The organism is Psychrobacter sp. AOP7-B1-25 (assembly GCF_052376195.1).
In the GTDB taxonomy this organism is placed as follows: Bacteria; Pseudomonadota; Gammaproteobacteria; order Pseudomonadales; family Moraxellaceae; genus Psychrobacter.
This window is the reverse complement of record NZ_JBQSVK010000002.1, coordinates 1-16,021: the sequence shown is the minus strand read 5'-3', so window position 1 is coordinate 16,021 and position 16,021 is coordinate 1. Positions and strand designations below refer to the sequence as shown.

The following is a 16,021-nucleotide window of genomic DNA, read 5'->3' as shown; positions in this document are numbered from 1 at the left end:
TCCATCCTAGCCCAGCCAGCCTCATTCACCTACCAACTGCCAATATTTTCCATCGAAATCCAAGGCTCAATAGGTTCTAAGTCTTCGCCATCTTGTAGCAGCTCAATTGAGATATTATTGGGGTCTTTAACAAAAGCCATATGGCCATCTCTAGGCGGTCTTAATATCTCAATCCCTGCCTGTATAAAGGTGTCGCACTGCGCGTATATGTTATCGACTCTAAAGGCAAAGTGCCCAAAATTATCGCCATTGGTATATTCTCTTTCATCCCAGTTGTGTGTCACCTCAATCTCTGGCGCACCCTCATGCGTTGCTAAAAAGTATAAACTGAACCTTCCTGACTCAGAGTCTCTTTTTCTTAGTAGTTGTAAGCCCATGAGGTCACAATAGAAAGATAACGTTTCTTCTAGTTTGTTGGTTCTAATCATTGCATGTAAATACTTCATAAAAATACCTTAGTATTGATGAATCTTAAAAAATGGAGTAGTGGCAAGGTGCTGGTTATGCATCATTAATATACAAAATCTCAAATGGAGTATGTATGACATCAACACTATTCACTATATAAAGCGCATTTGTATCAGTAAGTTTTTATCAAGCAGTGTAAGCGGCATACCTTGCAATATTTGCTAGAGTAAATCTGACGTCGCAAAATTTAACCTTCCATCTCACCAATTAACCATTTTTCAAAATCACTAATTTGCGCTGCTAATGGAGGTTGCGAGTTAGCCAGTTCATCGAGTTTGTTCTTAATCTCAGGCTTACTATATTTAACGCCAGTCAGTGTATCTTTGAGCAGGTCGATGAGCTCAAGATTTAGCGCATCAGAGAAGATGACAACTTCGCGAATTATGGCTTGTTTCACATCCATGTGCACATCCATTATGCCCCAATCAAAGCGCGTCTCGATATGATGAGTAAACTCAGGCGTTTTACCAAAGCGCCAATCCCAGTCTGCCATTTGCTGATAGTAGGTATTTAACGTTGGCTGCTTGGCAAGGCTGGCTTCATCCAACTGCTCAACCTGTGCAGTCTCTCCATGGTACTCACAAAATGCCTCGATAATCGCATCAGACAAGATTTGATGATTGATAGTCTCATTAAATTCTACCAAGTTTGCGACGCGTGCACGTACAGATTTGATGCCTTTGGCTTTAAGCTTGAGTGGATGCGGGTTTAGATAGTCGCCAAGCTTTTGCATATTGGCATTGACCAGTAATGTCCCATGATGAAAGCTGCGATCGGCTGCGTGCTTAAAGGCACTGCCGGATATTTTGCGGTCGCCGACCTGCATGTCGTTACGTCCAGATAGCGTGGCTTCGATGCCTAATTTTTTAAGCGCGTTAATGATGATGGTGAAGTTTGCTTCTTGGTCGTAATCGTCTTTAGGAGATAAAAAGGTAAAGTTGGTATTACCCAAATCATGGAATACTGCGCCGCCACCGCTCTGACGCCGCGCCAAAAACACATCGTCTGCTTTCATTTTATCGGTTTTGCACTCTACCCATGGATTTTGTGAGCGTCCAATAACCACGGTCTCAGAGTTACGCCATAAAAATAGAGTATGCGAGTCGGGGTTGAGTGTGTTAAATATCCAATCCTCGGTGGCAAGATTAAACCAAGGGTTAGTCACGGCAGATTTTAGGATGCGCAGTTTCATGTATTTGACTCTTTAATAAACGGGGTTGGTGAGCAGGTTTTATAAATAGATAGCACCATTCTTACCGATGCAGGGTTGTAATTCAATGGCTGTATGATAAGGAAGGTAGTTTTAGGCTTAGAAGAAATTGAATTTATTAATAAAGTGTTTGAGAAAAACAGGTTATACACAAGACCTAATCAACACAAAAGGTTAAGCTTGCAAAAGCATTTCACTTTTAGCATAGAAGAAAATATATGATCCTATATAAATATATATCACTGTCAGGGGCAAAGAAAGCCATTGAAACCTCATCTATTGGCTTTACTCATTTAGAAGATTTCAACGACCCGTTCGAATGTACTGCTTTCGGCTTTAAAGAACAGCCACGTTCTTTTATAAGTCCCAAAATTGCTCAAAACGCTTGTAGAAATAGGTTTTCTCGAGGCTATGCTGTTTTATCCTTGACTAGACAACCGTTGAATTCTTTGATGTGGGCTCATTATGGAGATTCTCATCAAGGAGTAGTCGTTGGAATTGATGTTGATGAAGCTAACCTCAACTGCCTTTCAAATAATTTGATTCCATATCAGCTTGGAGAGGTCATATATACAAAAACCAAACCACAAAATGACTTAGATATAATAAGTAATGATAGGTTGATGAAAATTGGTCAAAATATAGCGTTTGAAGGAAATATGTTTAATCTTGCAAAAAGAGCTTTTTTATATAAATCATTAGACTGGGCTTACGAAGAAGAGGTGAGAGTAGTAAAAGAAGTTAAAAGCCTAAAAGCTAGTTATCATAGCGGGGAAGGGGTTTTTGGAGACTTCAATAAAATCACAATAGCAGGTCGACCACTGTACTGTTTTTCTATCCCCAAAAGCTCAATAAAAGAAGTATATTTAGGTAAAAATATATATAGAAACATATCGAGAGCGGCGATAGTCTCACAAGATGAGTACGCACTCCTAATTCAGGGCTGGAAAGAACAAGGTATTGAGGTTTACTACTGTGAATGTGACATGAATTCTTGGGATTTGAAGAAGAGAATTAGCAATTGACTAGGCAGTTATAGTGAATATATCAATAGTATAATTGAACCCATGTCAACGTGTCTCAATTCAACCTATTAGGTTCTTTTCCAAAAAAATAAGAATTGCCTCTGTGTTTGATTGCCACTGATTATCTATTAATGTTAAATGGCAATCTCAAGCATCGTAGCTATAAGTGAGTTTGCAGAGATATGACCCAAACCCAAAGAATATTCAGCTCTATTCAGCGCAGATTTCCCACTGCGATTTGGTGCTGAGATAACATTGCATAACTGCTTTACCAGACTGCGCATAGGCATCACTGACGATACGCTGATTGGTTGGCAGGCGATATCTGATGATAGCGGGCTCGTCATTGACGGTGGTCGTCCACCCAGTCACTTCATTACGGTCATTATAGTTTGCACTGGTAGAGGTTGCCATTTTGCCAAATCCTGGCAGGTTATAGGAGACCTGCCTAAAACTATAACTCATCGCTGCACCCTCAGCGCCCTCATACTGACAGTTTAGCTTTTTTTGCAGTTTATCTTGTTTATAAATATAGCAAGTGGTCTCACCTGAGAACTGACCAACCCCGCAAAAACCTGCCGTTGCAACTGATATCATACCGATAAATAACGCTATCCTTTTCATAATCATTCCTCAATAATTGTTAAATTCTACTAATGATGTTTGCCCTCTATTTTTTGTATTGCCAAGTACTAACCAATACCTTTTAGATAGTAGAAAAATAGTAAACAAATATCAACTAATATATTTTAAGTAAAAATTGAATTGACTTATAAAGGCTACTTTAATATCAGTATTATTAAGATCAGCTGTCGTAGAGTAGTGCTATTAGGAGAATTTAACATGACTGTGAATCTGTTTTTATAGATATTGATTTGATGACTTACTCAAGGATGACTTTGGAGTTCTTTAGTATGTGCATAGAAAGGCACTGGAATAGGCTAAAGTACAAGAGCTATAGGATAATCACTGCTTGCTATACGGTGCTCAATAGCAGCAATTTGTCCAACTTTGTAGGTTTTAGAAAAGATAGAAAGGTTCATATTATTCCGAAAAAACTCAACGGATGAGTAAAAATTTAATCTAAATTCTATAAAAAATTACCCATCAAACCATTAAAAAGTTATCATCATGAGTTTTTAATCATATGATAATTTTTACAACGTATCAGACGCTCATGACCGACACGAGTTGGCAAACGCAGTCTAAGTGCTTAATAGGATTACCCAATGACCAACCGTGACCTCATCATCTTTGTGACACTCTCTTTTATGTGGTCACTCTCTTTCGTCTTTTATCGTATTGGCGTGCCTGAGTTTGGCTCATTGGCATTTGCTAGTTTGCGTGTGATATTTGCCGGCTTGGTCATGTTGGTGTTTGTCTTACTCAATAAGAAAAACAGAGTCGGCATCAAAGAACATTGGAAAATGTTAGCGCTTGTGGGACTGTTTTCAGCAGCACTACCTTTTGTGTTGTTTTCGTTTTCCGCGCAGTCAGTGAACGCAGGCGTGCTAGCCGTACTAAATGCCTCTGTACCGATGATGAGCGGTTTTATCGCTAGAATCTTCTTCAATGATAGGCTATCAAAAAAACAAGCACTCGGTTTGGTCATTGGGGTGATTGGGGTGATTATATTGATGAGTGAAAGCTTATTTGGTGGCGGCGAGCCAGGCAAAGGAGTGGTCGAAGGGTTGTTGCCGATGGGCTACGCACTGTTGGCTTGTGTGGGTTATGCGCTTGGGGCTAACATCACCAAAAATTATCTTTATGAGGTATCGCCAGTCGCCATCACGGCAGGCTCGCTTATTATCGGTAGCATCATTATGCTGCCTGTGGCGTTTAATGAATTTCCTTATGGTAAAGATATCAGCATAAAGGCATGGGTATCCGTGATCTGTATCGGTGTGTTTTCGACAGCCATTGCCCTTATCTTTATGAACCAGCTGATTAAGAATATTGGGCCGACGCGCGCCACCAGTATTACTTTAGTCATTCCGATTTTTGCTATTATTTTAGGCTATCTACTCCTTGATGAAGCTCTAAATATTCAGGCCATCATTGGCTCAATGGTGATATTGTTTGGCACGTATTTGTCATTAGAGTTGTCTATTAAAAAAATGCTACAGCCAAAAAAATCCACTCGGGCGACGAGCGTTTAAGCTACGGTAAACTGTCTTCGTAGCCTTGAATCACAAAGATTCGAATATCTAAATATTAGTGTTTCTGTTTGTAAATATTATTTGGAATAATCAGATCTGCCCCTTATAAAGAACTCGGCTTATGAGTAGCGTACTTCGCAAACTATAGAACTATAGCTAAGTGCTGCCTACTAATATAAGTGCTATTTATTACCAATAATAGTAAACCTGATAGTAAGGTTTAAAACAATAAACAGGGCTTTTTATGGCACACGATAATTTATTTGAAACCGTCAAGATGGGTACCCAAACCCTAAAAAATCGCATCATTATGGCACCATTGACGCGTCTGCGTTCGATTGAACCAAGTGATGTACCAACAGCACTTGCAAGCGAATATTACTCACAGCGCGCAAGCTCTGGCTTGGTGATTACTGAGGCGACGCAAGTGTCTTTCCAAGCGAAAGGCTATGCTGGCGCGCCAGGCGTTCATACCAAAGACCAAATCACTGCATGGAAAACCATCGTAGACAATGTCCATGCTAAAGGTGGCAAAATCGTCGTACAGCTATGGCACACTGGCCTAGTCTCTCACGAGAGTGTACAGCCAGATGGTAAAGCGCCGATTTCTGCTTCTAATGTTGATGTTGGTGTGCGTACCTCACTACGTGACAGCGACAACCAAGCTATTCGTGTAGATGCAACGCCGCCACGTCCAGCCACGCTTGAAGAAATCAAACAAGTTATCGCTGACTTCAGTCAAGCAACTAAGAATGCTAAAGAAGCGGGTTTTGATGGCGTAGAAATCCATGGTGCTCACGGTTACCTATTACATCAATTTTGGGTTGAGCAAACCAACCAGCGTGATGACGAATACGGTGGTAGCCGCGAAAACCGTGCGCGTTTGACGCTTGATGTTATCGATGCGTGCGTAGACGCTTGGGATGCAGATCATGTCGGTATTCGTATTTCACCACTTGGTACGTTTAACAATGTAGAGGCTGGTTATAACGAAGACGAAAATATCTGGATGATCGAGCAGATCAACAAACGCGGAATCATGTATCTGCATCTGTCAGAGCCAGATTGGGCAGGTGGCACGCCTTATAGCGACGACTTCCGTAAGCGCGTACGTGCTGCTTTTGATCAATTAATCATCGCAGCTGGTGGCTATACTGCCGAAAAAGCAGAGCAAAACGTAAAAGCGGGCTATATTGATGCTGTCGCCTTTGGTCGCGACTATATCGCCAATCCTGATTTGCCTGAGCGTATTCAACAAGGCGCGCCGCTCAATGAGCAGCATCCAGAGTCTTTCTATGGTGGTGGTGCTGAAGGTTACACCGACTATCCATTTTTAGACCAAGCGTAATAGTTAGTTTTTAGCTAGATAACGCAATATAAAAAGGCCGCTTAACTAGTAATAGTTGAGCGGCCTTTTTATGCATAAATTTTAGTTATTTGCCAAAATTACCTATTTGATAGTCTCGGAAGGTTTGACGTAGTTCTTCTTGAGTATTCATAACAAAGGGGCCGTGACCTGCGACTGGTTCGCCGATTGGCTCACCGCTTAGCAGTAGCAATTTGATAGGCGTGTCTTCATCGGTAGTTGCAGGGTAGGTCAATTCAATAGTATCGGTAGCAGGTAAGGATGAATGTTCAGTTTGAGTATCTACATGATCTTGGATAGGCGCTGAAAATTCTATCAAACTCCCTGCACTGGCAGCTGTACCGTTGACTAATGCTTGACCTTCTTGTACTAGCAGTAGAGTGTTGTGCGTTTTCGGCACTTGTAGCGTGGTTGTGCCTGCTGTATGCAGCTCGATATCCCACATATTGACTGGCGTAAAAGTCGTTGCTGCTCCAGGTATACCATGCCAGTCACCGGCAATAATAGCAGCGTGACCAATGACAGTTTGCTCGTCACTATTTTGACAGTCAGTGTCTTGATAAACAGCGTTTTGATAAGCAGTGCCTTGATGAGCAATGTTTTGATAGCCAGCGTCGCTATTATCTATCAAATCGACGATAGGCACATCAGCACGTTTGATAGATTGATATTTCGGGTCGGTTAGCTTATGAGCGCTTGGTAGGTTGACCCACAATTGCACCATACTAAAAACACCGCCGCGCTGCCCAAAGGCTTCAGAGTGAAACTCTTCGTGTAGAATACCGCGACCAGCCGTCATCCACTGCACATCACCTTCTAATATATCACTGCGCCCACCTGTCGAGTCTGCATGACTAATCTCACCTGAATATGCGATGGTGACAGTCTCAAAGCCTTTATGTGGATGCAGTCCGATGCCGTGCGGATGCAGTTTATAATCAGGATTGGGTGAAAATGTTGTAGGCTTACCATAGTCAAATAATAAAAAGGGATCAGTGTGGCTATAGTTAAAATCAGGATTATCCTCGAGATGATTGATGAGAGTTTTTACAAAAAAACCGTCACCTACCCAATGCGGCTTTTTATCACCATGAATATGTTTGATTGGTCGCATGGATTACCTCATAAATCTAAGTGGCATTACTATTAATAGGATGAATGCCTTACATCAATTCTACTATGAAAATAGACTTATGTTGTGTTTATTCTCATTGATTTCTAAAACGGCTATCTAAGGTCACTCAGTTATCATCAGTCATACTGCCAGCAACTATTTGAATACTGGTCAATTATTTAAATGCTGATGACCATTAAAGCTACTATTATCGCCATAAGTAATTAGGTCAATGGAGTTGTTAGACGACTTCACCACTGACAAAACCACTTGCCCACGCCCATTGGAAATTATAGCCGCCAAGCCAGCCAGTTACATCGAGTACCTCACCGATAAAGTACAAGCCATCTTGCAAGTTGCTTTGCATCGTTTTTGATGATACCTCGTCGGTTGTGACACCGCCGCGCGTGACTTCAGCAGTACGATAGCCTTCTGTACCAGAAGGCTTAAGCTGCCAGCCATTTAGCGTAGCGCCAAGTTCTGTAAGTCGCTCGTCTTTAATATTGGCAAGCTCGGTATCTTTGATTTCTTCCCACAGATGCGTCTGAAGCGCTGCTAACAGCTTTTTGGGTAATGCGTTATCTGTGTTTTCTGCCAACACCGTACGGATCAGCTGGCGTGGATGTGATTTTTTGCGAGCAAGTAGCATCTCAGTGACGTCTATCTCAGGCAGTAGATTGATACTGATGGTTTCGCCAGTCTGCCAATAGTTAGAGAGCTGTAGCATGGCAGGGCCAGAGAGACCACGATGGGTAAATAGGACAGGTAATTTAAAAGAAATACGCTCGTTACTGGCAATAACTGGCAAACTGATACCAGCCAGGGCGCGGATAAGCTCACCTGTTTTGTCAGTGAAAGTAAATGGTACAAGACTGGCATCAGTAGGTACGAGGGTGTGGCCAAACTGCTGTGCCAACTCATAGCCGATACCACTTGCTCCCATAGTTGGGATAGACAGGCCACCAGTAGCGACAACTAAAGACTCACAGCTATAGTGTGTTTGCGAAGACTGAGTACCGTTTGCGATGTCTTTTTTACCGAGTTTCTTGCTAGTCGTTAGATAAAAGCGTTCGCCTTTATCATGAGCAGCAGTTTTGACATGATCAATCTGAGCATTCAGCTTTACTTGTACCCCTACAGCCGAGCATTCATCTAAGAGCATGGACAAGATGTCTTGTGCTGAGTCATCGCAAAATAGCTGGCCGTGCTCACGCTCATGGTAGGCAATCTTATGCGACTCTACCATACCGATAAACTCCCAACTCGGGTAGCGACTCAGCGCTGATTTGCAGAAATGAGGATTAGCACCGATAAAATGCTCAGGCTCTACAAAGTAATTGGTGAAATTACAGCGACCTCCACCCGACATCAAAATCTTTTTGCCAGCTTTATTAGCATGATCCAACACTAATATACGGCGACCGCGGCGACCAGCCGTCAGTGCACAGTACAATCCAGAAGCGCCTGCGCCGATGATGATGACATCGTAGTGAGTATGGTGTTGTGCCTTGCTTTGATTCGTCATTGCGGTCTCGTCAAACGATGAGGTGAAAAAAGGTTAACCAAGCCGAGCGCTGGTTTTCATCAAAACACACGACTTACTGTTATTAAATAATGAAGAGGCATCTTGAGTGTAGCTATTGTCCATATTCCATCCAAGGTTACAAGGATTAAATGTCATAATTCATACGCTGTTACAGTGTGATCGCAATCATTTGCCATTTCAGTATTATCGTTATCATCGCTGCTCATATAAACAGTGACGTACGTTTTAATATAATTATCTAAACATACAGATGTACAGTGAAATTGTTATGTTTGGGTTTTGATGTCTTGCAACCGTCTCGCTTATTTGTCAAACTAACAATGAGTGTCACAGATTATGGAAGATGACTCTTATCGCTTACATGGGGCGCGTCGTAGACGTTTATCCGTGTAGGTCATAATAATTAAAAGGGACCCAACACTATGACTCAGAAATCATTTCCTATTTCAGCCGAGTTTATGGCTGCTGCCAATACTACACCTGATAAGTACCTTACAGACTACCAGCAATCTATCGAGTCAACCGAAGCCATTGATGCTTTTTGGGCGAAGCGATCTGAACTCATCGACTGGATAAAAAAACCGACCAAAGTCAGTAATGTTAATTATGATTTAGATGATTTTCGCATCAAATGGTTTGAAGATGGCGAGCTAAATATTTCAGTCAACTGCCTCGACCGTCACCTCGAAGAAAACCCGTACAAACCCGCTATCATCTGGGAAGGTGATCATCCTTCATTGCACAAAATCATCTCTTTTAAAGAATTGCACGAAGCCGTCTGCCGCTTAGGTAACTCATTGCGCAAGCTTGGGGTTGGAAAAGGTGACCGCGTCACGTTATATATGCCAATGATACCAGAAGCCATGGTATCGATGCTGGCATGTGCGCGTATTGGTGCCGTGCATTCAGTGGTTTTTGGCGGATTCTCTGCTGAGAGTCTAGGTAATCGCTTGATAGACAGTCGCTCAAAAGTTGTTATTACCGCTGATGAAGGTTTACGCGGCGGCAAGCACACACCGCTAAAAGCCAATGTCGATCATGCACTCGACATGGATGGTACTGAGAGTGTTGAAAAGGTCATCGTTGTGCATCGTACAGGTAACTCTATACCGATGAGCGGACGCCGTGATGTGTGGTATCACAATTTGGTCGATGGACAATCAGATATCTGTGAGCCTGAAGTCATGAATGCCGAAGACCCGCTATTCTTATTATATACCTCTGGTTCGACTGGCAAGCCAAAAGGTGTCGTGCATACTACAGGCGGCTATATCACCTATGCTGTCTCAACTTTCCGTGACGTTTTCGATATCAAAGAAGATGATGTCTATTGGTGTACGGCAGATGTGGGCTGGATTACCGGTCACACGTACTCAACCTATGCACCACTGGCCAATGGTACGACAACTGTCATGTTTGAAGGTGTACCAGAGTATCCAACATGGGCGCGTATCGGTCATATTATTGATAAGCATGATGTGACTATCTTATACACTGCACCAACAGCCATTCGCGCAATGATGAAAGAGGGCGATGCTTTCGTTCGGGAGTCGGACCGTTCAAGTCTACGCTTACTTGGGTCGGTTGGTGAGCCGATCAATCCAGAAGCATGGGATTGGTACTACAATGTCGTCGGTGATGGTAAATGTCCTATCGTTGATACATGGTGGCAGACCGAGACAGGTGGCATCTTAATGGCGCCAATACCGGGTGCAGTTGACCTCAAGCCAGGCGCAGCAATGACACCGCTATATGGCGTCAAACCAGAAGTCGTCGATAGCGAAGGTGCGACTTTAGAAGGCCCCGCAGAAGGCAACTTGGTAATCAGTAGTGGTTGGCCTGGGCAAATGCGTACTATCTATAATGACCATCCACGATTTTTAAAGACTTATTTTAGCGATTATCCTGGTCGTTATTTTACAGGGGATGGCGCTCAGCGTGATGAAGATGGCCACTATTGGATTACTGGCCGTGTCGATGATGTGCTTAATGTCTCCGGCCACCGTTTGGGTACAGCAGAGTTCGAAAGTGCAGTGGTTGCGCACCCATCTACTGCCGAAGCGGCCATCGTTGGGATGCCGCATGAGATACGCGGTACAGGTATCTGTGCATTCATTATTCTAAAATCGGGCGAAGAAAAGACCGACGATCTAAAAGCAGAATTAAAACGTCATGTGCGTGCTGAGATTGGGCCTATTGCTACATTAGATGCCATTTATATGGTTGATGCACTACCAAAAACGCGCTCAGGGAAAATCATGCGCCGTATTTTGCGTAACCTTGCAGCAGGGCAATATGTAGGACTAGGCGACCTGTCTACGCTGGCCGATAGCTCAGTGATTAATGATTTGGTTGAAGAGGTAAAAGCAGGCCGAGGAGAGTAGGTCAGCCTAACAAAAAATCTGTGCTATTAAAAATAATGATTCAGTACTAGTCATTGGTATTTGTACATCAAAGTCGAATAAAGGCTATGTTATCGAGAATAGCATGGCTTTTTTACGTAGACGATATTGATATTGGCTCACTTTGGAGGTTCAATAATGTTAACAAGACAAAATCGCTACCCTATTAGTTGATGAGCTACTCGACATATATGAGAGGAGGCCATCATTTAATAGAGTAAAGGCTCATAAATACTTTATAAGGTCTACTGTCATCATGACTGATCCTGCTTTGTACTCAAATGAAATATCTGCTCCAAAAGTCGCCATCATCGGTGGTGGTCTAACGGGACTGCTCACAGCAACACTATTAGAGCGCGCGTCAAATCAAACAAGCACGCCATCCAAACCGCCGCAAATTACAATATTTGAAAAATCACGTAGTGTGGGCCGTTTAGCGACCCGTTATCGCAGCGATAGTAAGCTTGGCAAAAACTGGCAGTGGTCATTTGGTGCACAGTTCTTTACTGCGAAGACTGATGATTTCCGACAATTTATCACGCCTTGGTTGGATAGCGGATTACTACAGCCATGGTGTGCCGAAGTAGTCGAGTTAACGCCACCAGATGACAGTGGCCAATTACCTAATATCCGAAGCAAGGAACAATGGGACGCGGTGCATGCACGTCATATCAGTACACCAAAAATGACCAGTTGGGGCCGTGAACTAGCGGCTGCACTCCAGCACACGACCATAGTATTTAAGACACGTGTCGCACCGATTGCTCAGTATTTACACTATCAGAACCCGCAGCAGTCTCAGCACCAAACCCAAAACCAAATTCATAATCAAGACAGCAAGCAAACGGAGCTGTTCGACGAAACTGGCGCCAGTCTGGGTTGGTTTGATTGGATAATTTGCACAGTGCCAAATGGTCAAGCAATAGAGCTGATGGCAGATAGTGGTTTTGCTCAACAAGCTAAAATTGCCAAGCCAAAAATGCAAGCCTGCTATACGCTGATGCTTGGTTGGGATGATGTAAAAAAGCTACCTGATACATTAAATGGTCAGCTAGTACCACAATGGGATGTCGCTTATGTAAATAGTCCTGTTCTTGATAGGATATTCATTGAGCATCAAAAACCTGCCCATGATGAGTTACTACCAAGTGTCACTATTCATGCACGTAATGACTGGTCAGAAGCGCACGTCGATGAAGATATGGAGTCAGTTAAAGAAAAATTATTACAGTCGGCAAAACAAGCATTAAACTGGGACGAAGGTAGCACACCTAGTCAGACAGATTGTCATCGTTGGCGCTATGCAGCCACTATCGTAGATAGGGACACAGAAGAGTTAGGCATCTTGATAGATGAAACTAAGCAATGGATTGTCAGTGGTGACTGGTGTGCTAAAGGTAATATTGAAAGCTGCTATCGAATGGCGCAGCATACCGTTAAGGCAATATTTAAGCAGTGAGAAAACTCGATATTTAGCAAACCGTAAGCAAAAAAAAGGCCCACAGAGGGGGTGCTTTCGGTATTATCAGATATTCTCTATTGTTAGCTTAAACCTATGTATTGTCTAGTTTACGTGCTAATATCTATTATCTAGCGTTATCACAACTGACCACCATTTAGTTACATTACTGGTGGTCAAAGTGGTGGTCAAGCTCTCATCTGTATAGATAGATAATAAAGGCGTGTAATCATGGCAGCGTTAACAACTGATACCCAAATAAAGAAAGCTATCAAAGAAGCGCAAGGGCAAAAGCGTGTCTATCACACTATTGGTGGGTATCAAGGTTTAAGACTACGCATGAGGGGTGGTTGTATCGAGTTTCAGCACCGCTACACGCACCCAATCACTGGCAAACGCAAGGAGATGACGCTCGGCCAATACCCCGCCTTGTCACTTGAGCAGGCCAGACGAATGCACAACGACAATATGAGCATGCTTGCCAATACGATGGACCCAATCTCGCAGCGCGATAATGAACGAACCAAGCAAGCCGCTGCTATAAACAACACATTCCAAGCCGTAGCTGATGACTGGCTATACGAGCAAACCAGCAACCCTGACCACCAACCGGCACCCAGTACCTTAACAAACATCAACAGCTACCTGAAACCGTTAACTACTGCTTTTGGCAAATTCCCCGTTAGTGAAATTACCACTCAGCAAGTGCTATCACTATGTCGTGACATACAAAAAAACTATGTTCACAAAGGTAATCGCGTTAAGCATATGGCACAGCGTATCTTTGCCCATGCTGTGTTAAAGGGTCTCATTGAGTACAACCCAGTGACCCAGCTTTCAGGCGCAAAGGCATTGAAGGCCACACGCACCAAGCATCATGCGTCACTGACAGACCCCAAGGACTTTGCTGTCTTACTAAGAGATATTGACCAGCTAAGCGATAAGCAGGCATACAACAAAACGATACTCAAGTTATTAACACTGACCTTTGCCCGTGTAGGCGATGTATGCGCGATGCGATGGGCAGATATCGACCTGAACGCTAAGCAATGGGTTTTTACACCTCAAAAGGGGCAGAGGCGTGAGGACATGGTAGAGAGTTTGGTTGTACCACTGGCGCCGCAAGCAATAGCAGTCATAGAGCAAATGCAGTCACTAACGGGTGGCTATGAGTATGTTTTCTATAACGGCAACCGTAAGAAAGGCCAATATCATGATCCCCAAGCAATCAATAAAGTATTAAACGATCCATCTATGAATAGAGGTGGCATTGGTGCCAACTACGAGGGCAGAGGCTACAAAGAAGTGCACACGCCCCATGGGTTCCGTGCCAGTGCAAAAACAATGCTGATGGAAAGACTAGGTTATGACGAGCTACTGACAGAGATACAGCTAGGGCACCAAATGCTTAACAAGTACGGCAAGGCGTATAACCGTATGCAAGCCGTACCTGAACGAACGCGCATGATGACTGAATGGGCAAACTACTTAGATAATATTAAGGCTGGCAAGATTGATAACGTCATTCACACCAGTTTTAAACAACAATCACAAAAGCTGGGTTAATGCTCAGCTAAACACTTTGCAAGGCTAGGGGTTGCTCCCGAACGACAGATATTTACACCCTTATACTGTCACCGCCTTGCTCCTATTTTTACTTAAGGGTGTAGGGTGTAAATATGATTTTAGATTATTTAGATATAAGTCAAACGCTTGAATATCTTGAGAAGCAAACTGGGTATAAATACAATTTTGATAACTTGAAAGAGTTAAATTTTTCTGGAAAGTTGGACGTTTTCTTTCATAAATCTTGCACGATTTACAATAGAGATCGTTCTGTTTACACACCACCACCTGTAGAAGTATGCGGAAAGTTGGTTAGTCCTTTCCCATATTACTTAGCTAATGGTGTCAAAGTCATAAAAGGGGTATTCTTTTTAAAAGATGTTTTAACTGATAATAATGACAGTGAGTTTTTACACTTTAAGACCAAAGTAACCGTTGAGGCAGTTTATAAGCAAACTAACCTATCATTTGATGATGACCGTAATTATGAATATGAACGTGGTGACACAGGCTATCTTTCAAGTGCCGAGTTTTTTGATATAGGGTACCTTCCCGATGGTAGTATGAATAGTGCCTTTTTGCGCAATAAAGCAATATCTTCTATTAGTTATGACGAATTAAGGTTTAAAAAAGCACAACTTGATGAGCTCATAAATGTTCCGAAAGTTTGCACTACAACAAACGAAAAATTCAATAATCTCAAAGATGAAAATGAAGAACAAAAACAAAGGATAGAGGAATTAGAGAAAGAAATAGTGCAAATTAGGATGCCGGAAGATGGTCTTAGAGATGTGTCGAATCAAGCTTATGAGAAGCTAGATAAGGAGTTTGACAAAGCTAAGAAGCAGCTTATGGATGCTACGGTTGAGCTGGATGACAATACTGCCGCAAGTTATCAGACAACTATAGGTATATTGTTGGAAATAATGAAAGCGCCAAAAGGAACAGAAGACAAACCAGCATTTCCTAGCGAAGCTGCCATCATTGGGTTAGCTACTGAAGAAGCAATATTCCGTCAAGGTAAAACATCTTTAGAAAATCGCTTTGGGGCAGCAAAAGAGGCGCTGGCCAATGAAAGAAAAAAACCGCATAACCTCAAGAGAAGTTCGAACTCACGTTAGGGTGTCATGGTTCTAGTTGTTGTACATACTGGAGCGACTCATCAGTTATTGAAATGTGAAGCAATGAGCTAACTAATTTTACATCCGTATTTTTTTTGGATTTTGTATGATTGATCTAGGCATAGAAGTACAGGAATTGCTGACAGCATGGGGTAACTGGGTGTTAGCAGAAGGCAACGGTTTAGGGTATTCAAGTCCGATGGCTAGTCTAATGCGTGGACATGTTGTAGAGAAAAGCAAAATACGTTCCGCTATGTTTCTCACTGATGACGAAGCACTAAAAGTAGAAAGACTAGTAACCATTCTATGCGAATGTAAACCCTTAGACGGCAAGATTTTAAAGCTAAAATATATTGACCGTATGAGTGCCAATGGCATAGCAGAGCATTACTTAGCGCCGCTCAAGTATGGTAAAGATAGCGTTAGCAAAGTAAGCTCGCATACCGCTGTACAGCATATAGCACGTGCTGAAGGATTTATCGCAGGTTTAATAGTTGGACAAACAAGGTTAAGCCACTGACACTACACTGCCAACGACAAAGCGGCCATACTTTAACAAGTGTGGCTTTTTTAATGCCAAGTGAA

At 42.6% G+C, this 16,021-nt stretch carries 13 protein-coding genes; 8 read left to right on the top strand and 5 right to left on the bottom strand.

Translation table 11 applies throughout. From position 1 onward, the window contains the following. Window positions 1-29 precede the first annotated feature (29 nt). Together ACT3QR_RS02695 and ACT3QR_RS02690 are read right to left on the bottom strand one after the other, a co-directional pair. Window positions 30-446, bottom strand: a complete 417-nt coding sequence (locus ACT3QR_RS02695) for a VOC family protein (RefSeq protein WP_444519866.1) — start codon at window positions 444-446, stop codon at window positions 30-32. A gap of 209 nt (window positions 447-655) precedes the next feature. After that, window positions 656-1,660, bottom strand: a complete 1,005-nt coding sequence (locus ACT3QR_RS02690; protein WP_444519865.1) for a lipoate--protein ligase — start codon at window positions 1,658-1,660, stop codon at window positions 656-658. Window positions 1,661-1,896: 236 nt separating this feature from the next. Here ACT3QR_RS02690 and ACT3QR_RS02685 point away from each other — a divergent pair, with 236 nt between their 5' ends. Then, window positions 1,897-2,703: a DUF2971 domain-containing protein gene (locus tag ACT3QR_RS02685; protein WP_444519864.1), complete on the top strand. Its 807-nt coding sequence runs from the start codon at window positions 1,897-1,899 to the stop codon at window positions 2,701-2,703. A 210-nt stretch (window positions 2,704-2,913) separates the two neighbouring features. Here ACT3QR_RS02685 and ACT3QR_RS02680 read toward each other — a convergent pair whose 3' ends face one another. Then, a complete protein-coding gene (locus ACT3QR_RS02680) occupies window positions 2,914-3,327 on the bottom strand; it encodes a hypothetical protein (protein WP_444519863.1) in 414 nt (137 codons plus the stop codon). A gap of 605 nt (window positions 3,328-3,932) precedes the next feature. On the opposite strand from ACT3QR_RS02680, the gene ACT3QR_RS02675 reads away from it, so the two are divergent. Both ACT3QR_RS02675 and ACT3QR_RS02670 read left to right on the top strand, forming a co-directional pair. Then, the gene (locus ACT3QR_RS02675; RefSeq protein ID WP_444519862.1) at window positions 3,933-4,862 is read left to right on the top strand and encodes a DMT family transporter; all 930 of its coding nucleotides are present in this window, start codon (window positions 3,933-3,935) and stop codon (window positions 4,860-4,862) included. Between the two features lie 244 nt (window positions 4,863-5,106). After that, on the top strand, window positions 5,107-6,210 hold the full coding sequence (locus ACT3QR_RS02670; protein WP_444519861.1) for an alkene reductase: 1,104 nt from the start codon (window positions 5,107-5,109) through the stop codon (window positions 6,208-6,210). A gap of 85 nt (window positions 6,211-6,295) precedes the next feature. Here the strand turns inward: ACT3QR_RS02670 and ACT3QR_RS02665 are convergent, their stop codons facing one another. Further along, entirely contained in the window at window positions 6,296-7,342 is a 1,047-nt protein-coding gene (locus tag ACT3QR_RS02665; protein ID WP_444519860.1) for a pirin family protein, read from the bottom strand. Window positions 7,343-7,583: 241 nt separating this feature from the next. After that, the gene (locus tag ACT3QR_RS02660; protein ID WP_444519859.1) at window positions 7,584-8,867 is read right to left on the bottom strand and encodes an NAD(P)/FAD-dependent oxidoreductase; all 1,284 of its coding nucleotides are present in this window, start codon (window positions 8,865-8,867) and stop codon (window positions 7,584-7,586) included. Between the two features lie 443 nt (window positions 8,868-9,310). Here ACT3QR_RS02660 and acs point away from each other — a divergent pair, with 443 nt between their 5' ends. The 5 genes from acs to ACT3QR_RS02635 all read left to right on the top strand — a co-directional run bounded on the left by acs (window position 9,311) and on the right by ACT3QR_RS02635 (window position 15,956). Beyond that, window positions 9,311-11,272 carry an acetate--CoA ligase gene (gene acs / locus ACT3QR_RS02655; protein ID WP_444519858.1) on the top strand — a complete coding sequence of 654 codons (1,962 nt, stop codon included), beginning with the start codon at window positions 9,311-9,313 and terminating at the stop codon, window positions 11,270-11,272. Window positions 11,273-11,546: 274 nt separating this feature from the next. Further along, window positions 11,547-12,749, top strand: a complete 1,203-nt coding sequence (locus ACT3QR_RS02650; protein ID WP_444519857.1) for an NAD(P)/FAD-dependent oxidoreductase — start codon at window positions 11,547-11,549, stop codon at window positions 12,747-12,749. A 231-nt stretch (window positions 12,750-12,980) separates the two neighbouring features. Next, complete coding sequence (locus ACT3QR_RS02645) at window positions 12,981-14,315, top strand: tyrosine-type recombinase/integrase (RefSeq protein WP_444519856.1); 1,335 nt, start codon at window positions 12,981-12,983, stop codon at window positions 14,313-14,315. Between the two features lie 113 nt (window positions 14,316-14,428). Further along, complete coding sequence (locus ACT3QR_RS02640; protein WP_444519855.1) at window positions 14,429-15,436, top strand: hypothetical protein; 1,008 nt, start codon at window positions 14,429-14,431, stop codon at window positions 15,434-15,436. A gap of 106 nt (window positions 15,437-15,542) precedes the next feature. Further along, on the top strand, window positions 15,543-15,956 hold the full coding sequence (locus ACT3QR_RS02635; RefSeq protein ID WP_444519854.1) for an antiterminator Q family protein: 414 nt from the start codon (window positions 15,543-15,545) through the stop codon (window positions 15,954-15,956). Window positions 15,957-16,021: the final 65 nt, after the last annotated feature.

Excerpts from the sequence above, each read along its gene's own strand:
- ACT3QR_RS02685 (WP_444519864.1), top strand. The coding sequence starts at position 1,897 with ATGATCCTATATAAATATATATCACTGTCAGGGGCAAAGAAAGCCATT.
- ACT3QR_RS02690 (WP_444519865.1), bottom strand. The coding sequence starts at position 1,660 with ATGAAACTGCGCATCCTAAAATCTGCCGTGACTAACCCTTGGTTTAAT.
- ACT3QR_RS02695 (WP_444519866.1), bottom strand. The coding sequence starts at position 446 with ATGAAGTATTTACATGCAATGATTAGAACCAACAAACTAGAAGAAACG.
- ACT3QR_RS02675 (WP_444519862.1), top strand. The coding sequence starts at position 3,933 with ATGACCAACCGTGACCTCATCATCTTTGTGACACTCTCTTTTATGTGG.
- ACT3QR_RS02645 (WP_444519856.1), top strand. The coding sequence starts at position 12,981 with ATGGCAGCGTTAACAACTGATACCCAAATAAAGAAAGCTATCAAAGAA.
- ACT3QR_RS02635 (WP_444519854.1), top strand. The coding sequence starts at position 15,543 with ATGATTGATCTAGGCATAGAAGTACAGGAATTGCTGACAGCATGGGGT.
- ACT3QR_RS02650 (WP_444519857.1), top strand. The coding sequence starts at position 11,547 with ATGACTGATCCTGCTTTGTACTCAAATGAAATATCTGCTCCAAAAGTC.
- ACT3QR_RS02665 (WP_444519860.1), bottom strand. The coding sequence starts at position 7,342 with ATGCGACCAATCAAACATATTCATGGTGATAAAAAGCCGCATTGGGTA.
- ACT3QR_RS02640 (WP_444519855.1), top strand. The coding sequence starts at position 14,429 with ATGATTTTAGATTATTTAGATATAAGTCAAACGCTTGAATATCTTGAG.
- ACT3QR_RS02680 (WP_444519863.1), bottom strand. The coding sequence starts at position 3,327 with ATGAAAAGGATAGCGTTATTTATCGGTATGATATCAGTTGCAACGGCA.
- ACT3QR_RS02670 (WP_444519861.1), top strand. The coding sequence starts at position 5,107 with ATGGCACACGATAATTTATTTGAAACCGTCAAGATGGGTACCCAAACC.
- acs (WP_444519858.1), top strand. The coding sequence starts at position 9,311 with ATGACTCAGAAATCATTTCCTATTTCAGCCGAGTTTATGGCTGCTGCC.
- ACT3QR_RS02660 (WP_444519859.1), bottom strand. The coding sequence starts at position 8,867 with ATGACGAATCAAAGCAAGGCACAACACCATACTCACTACGATGTCATC.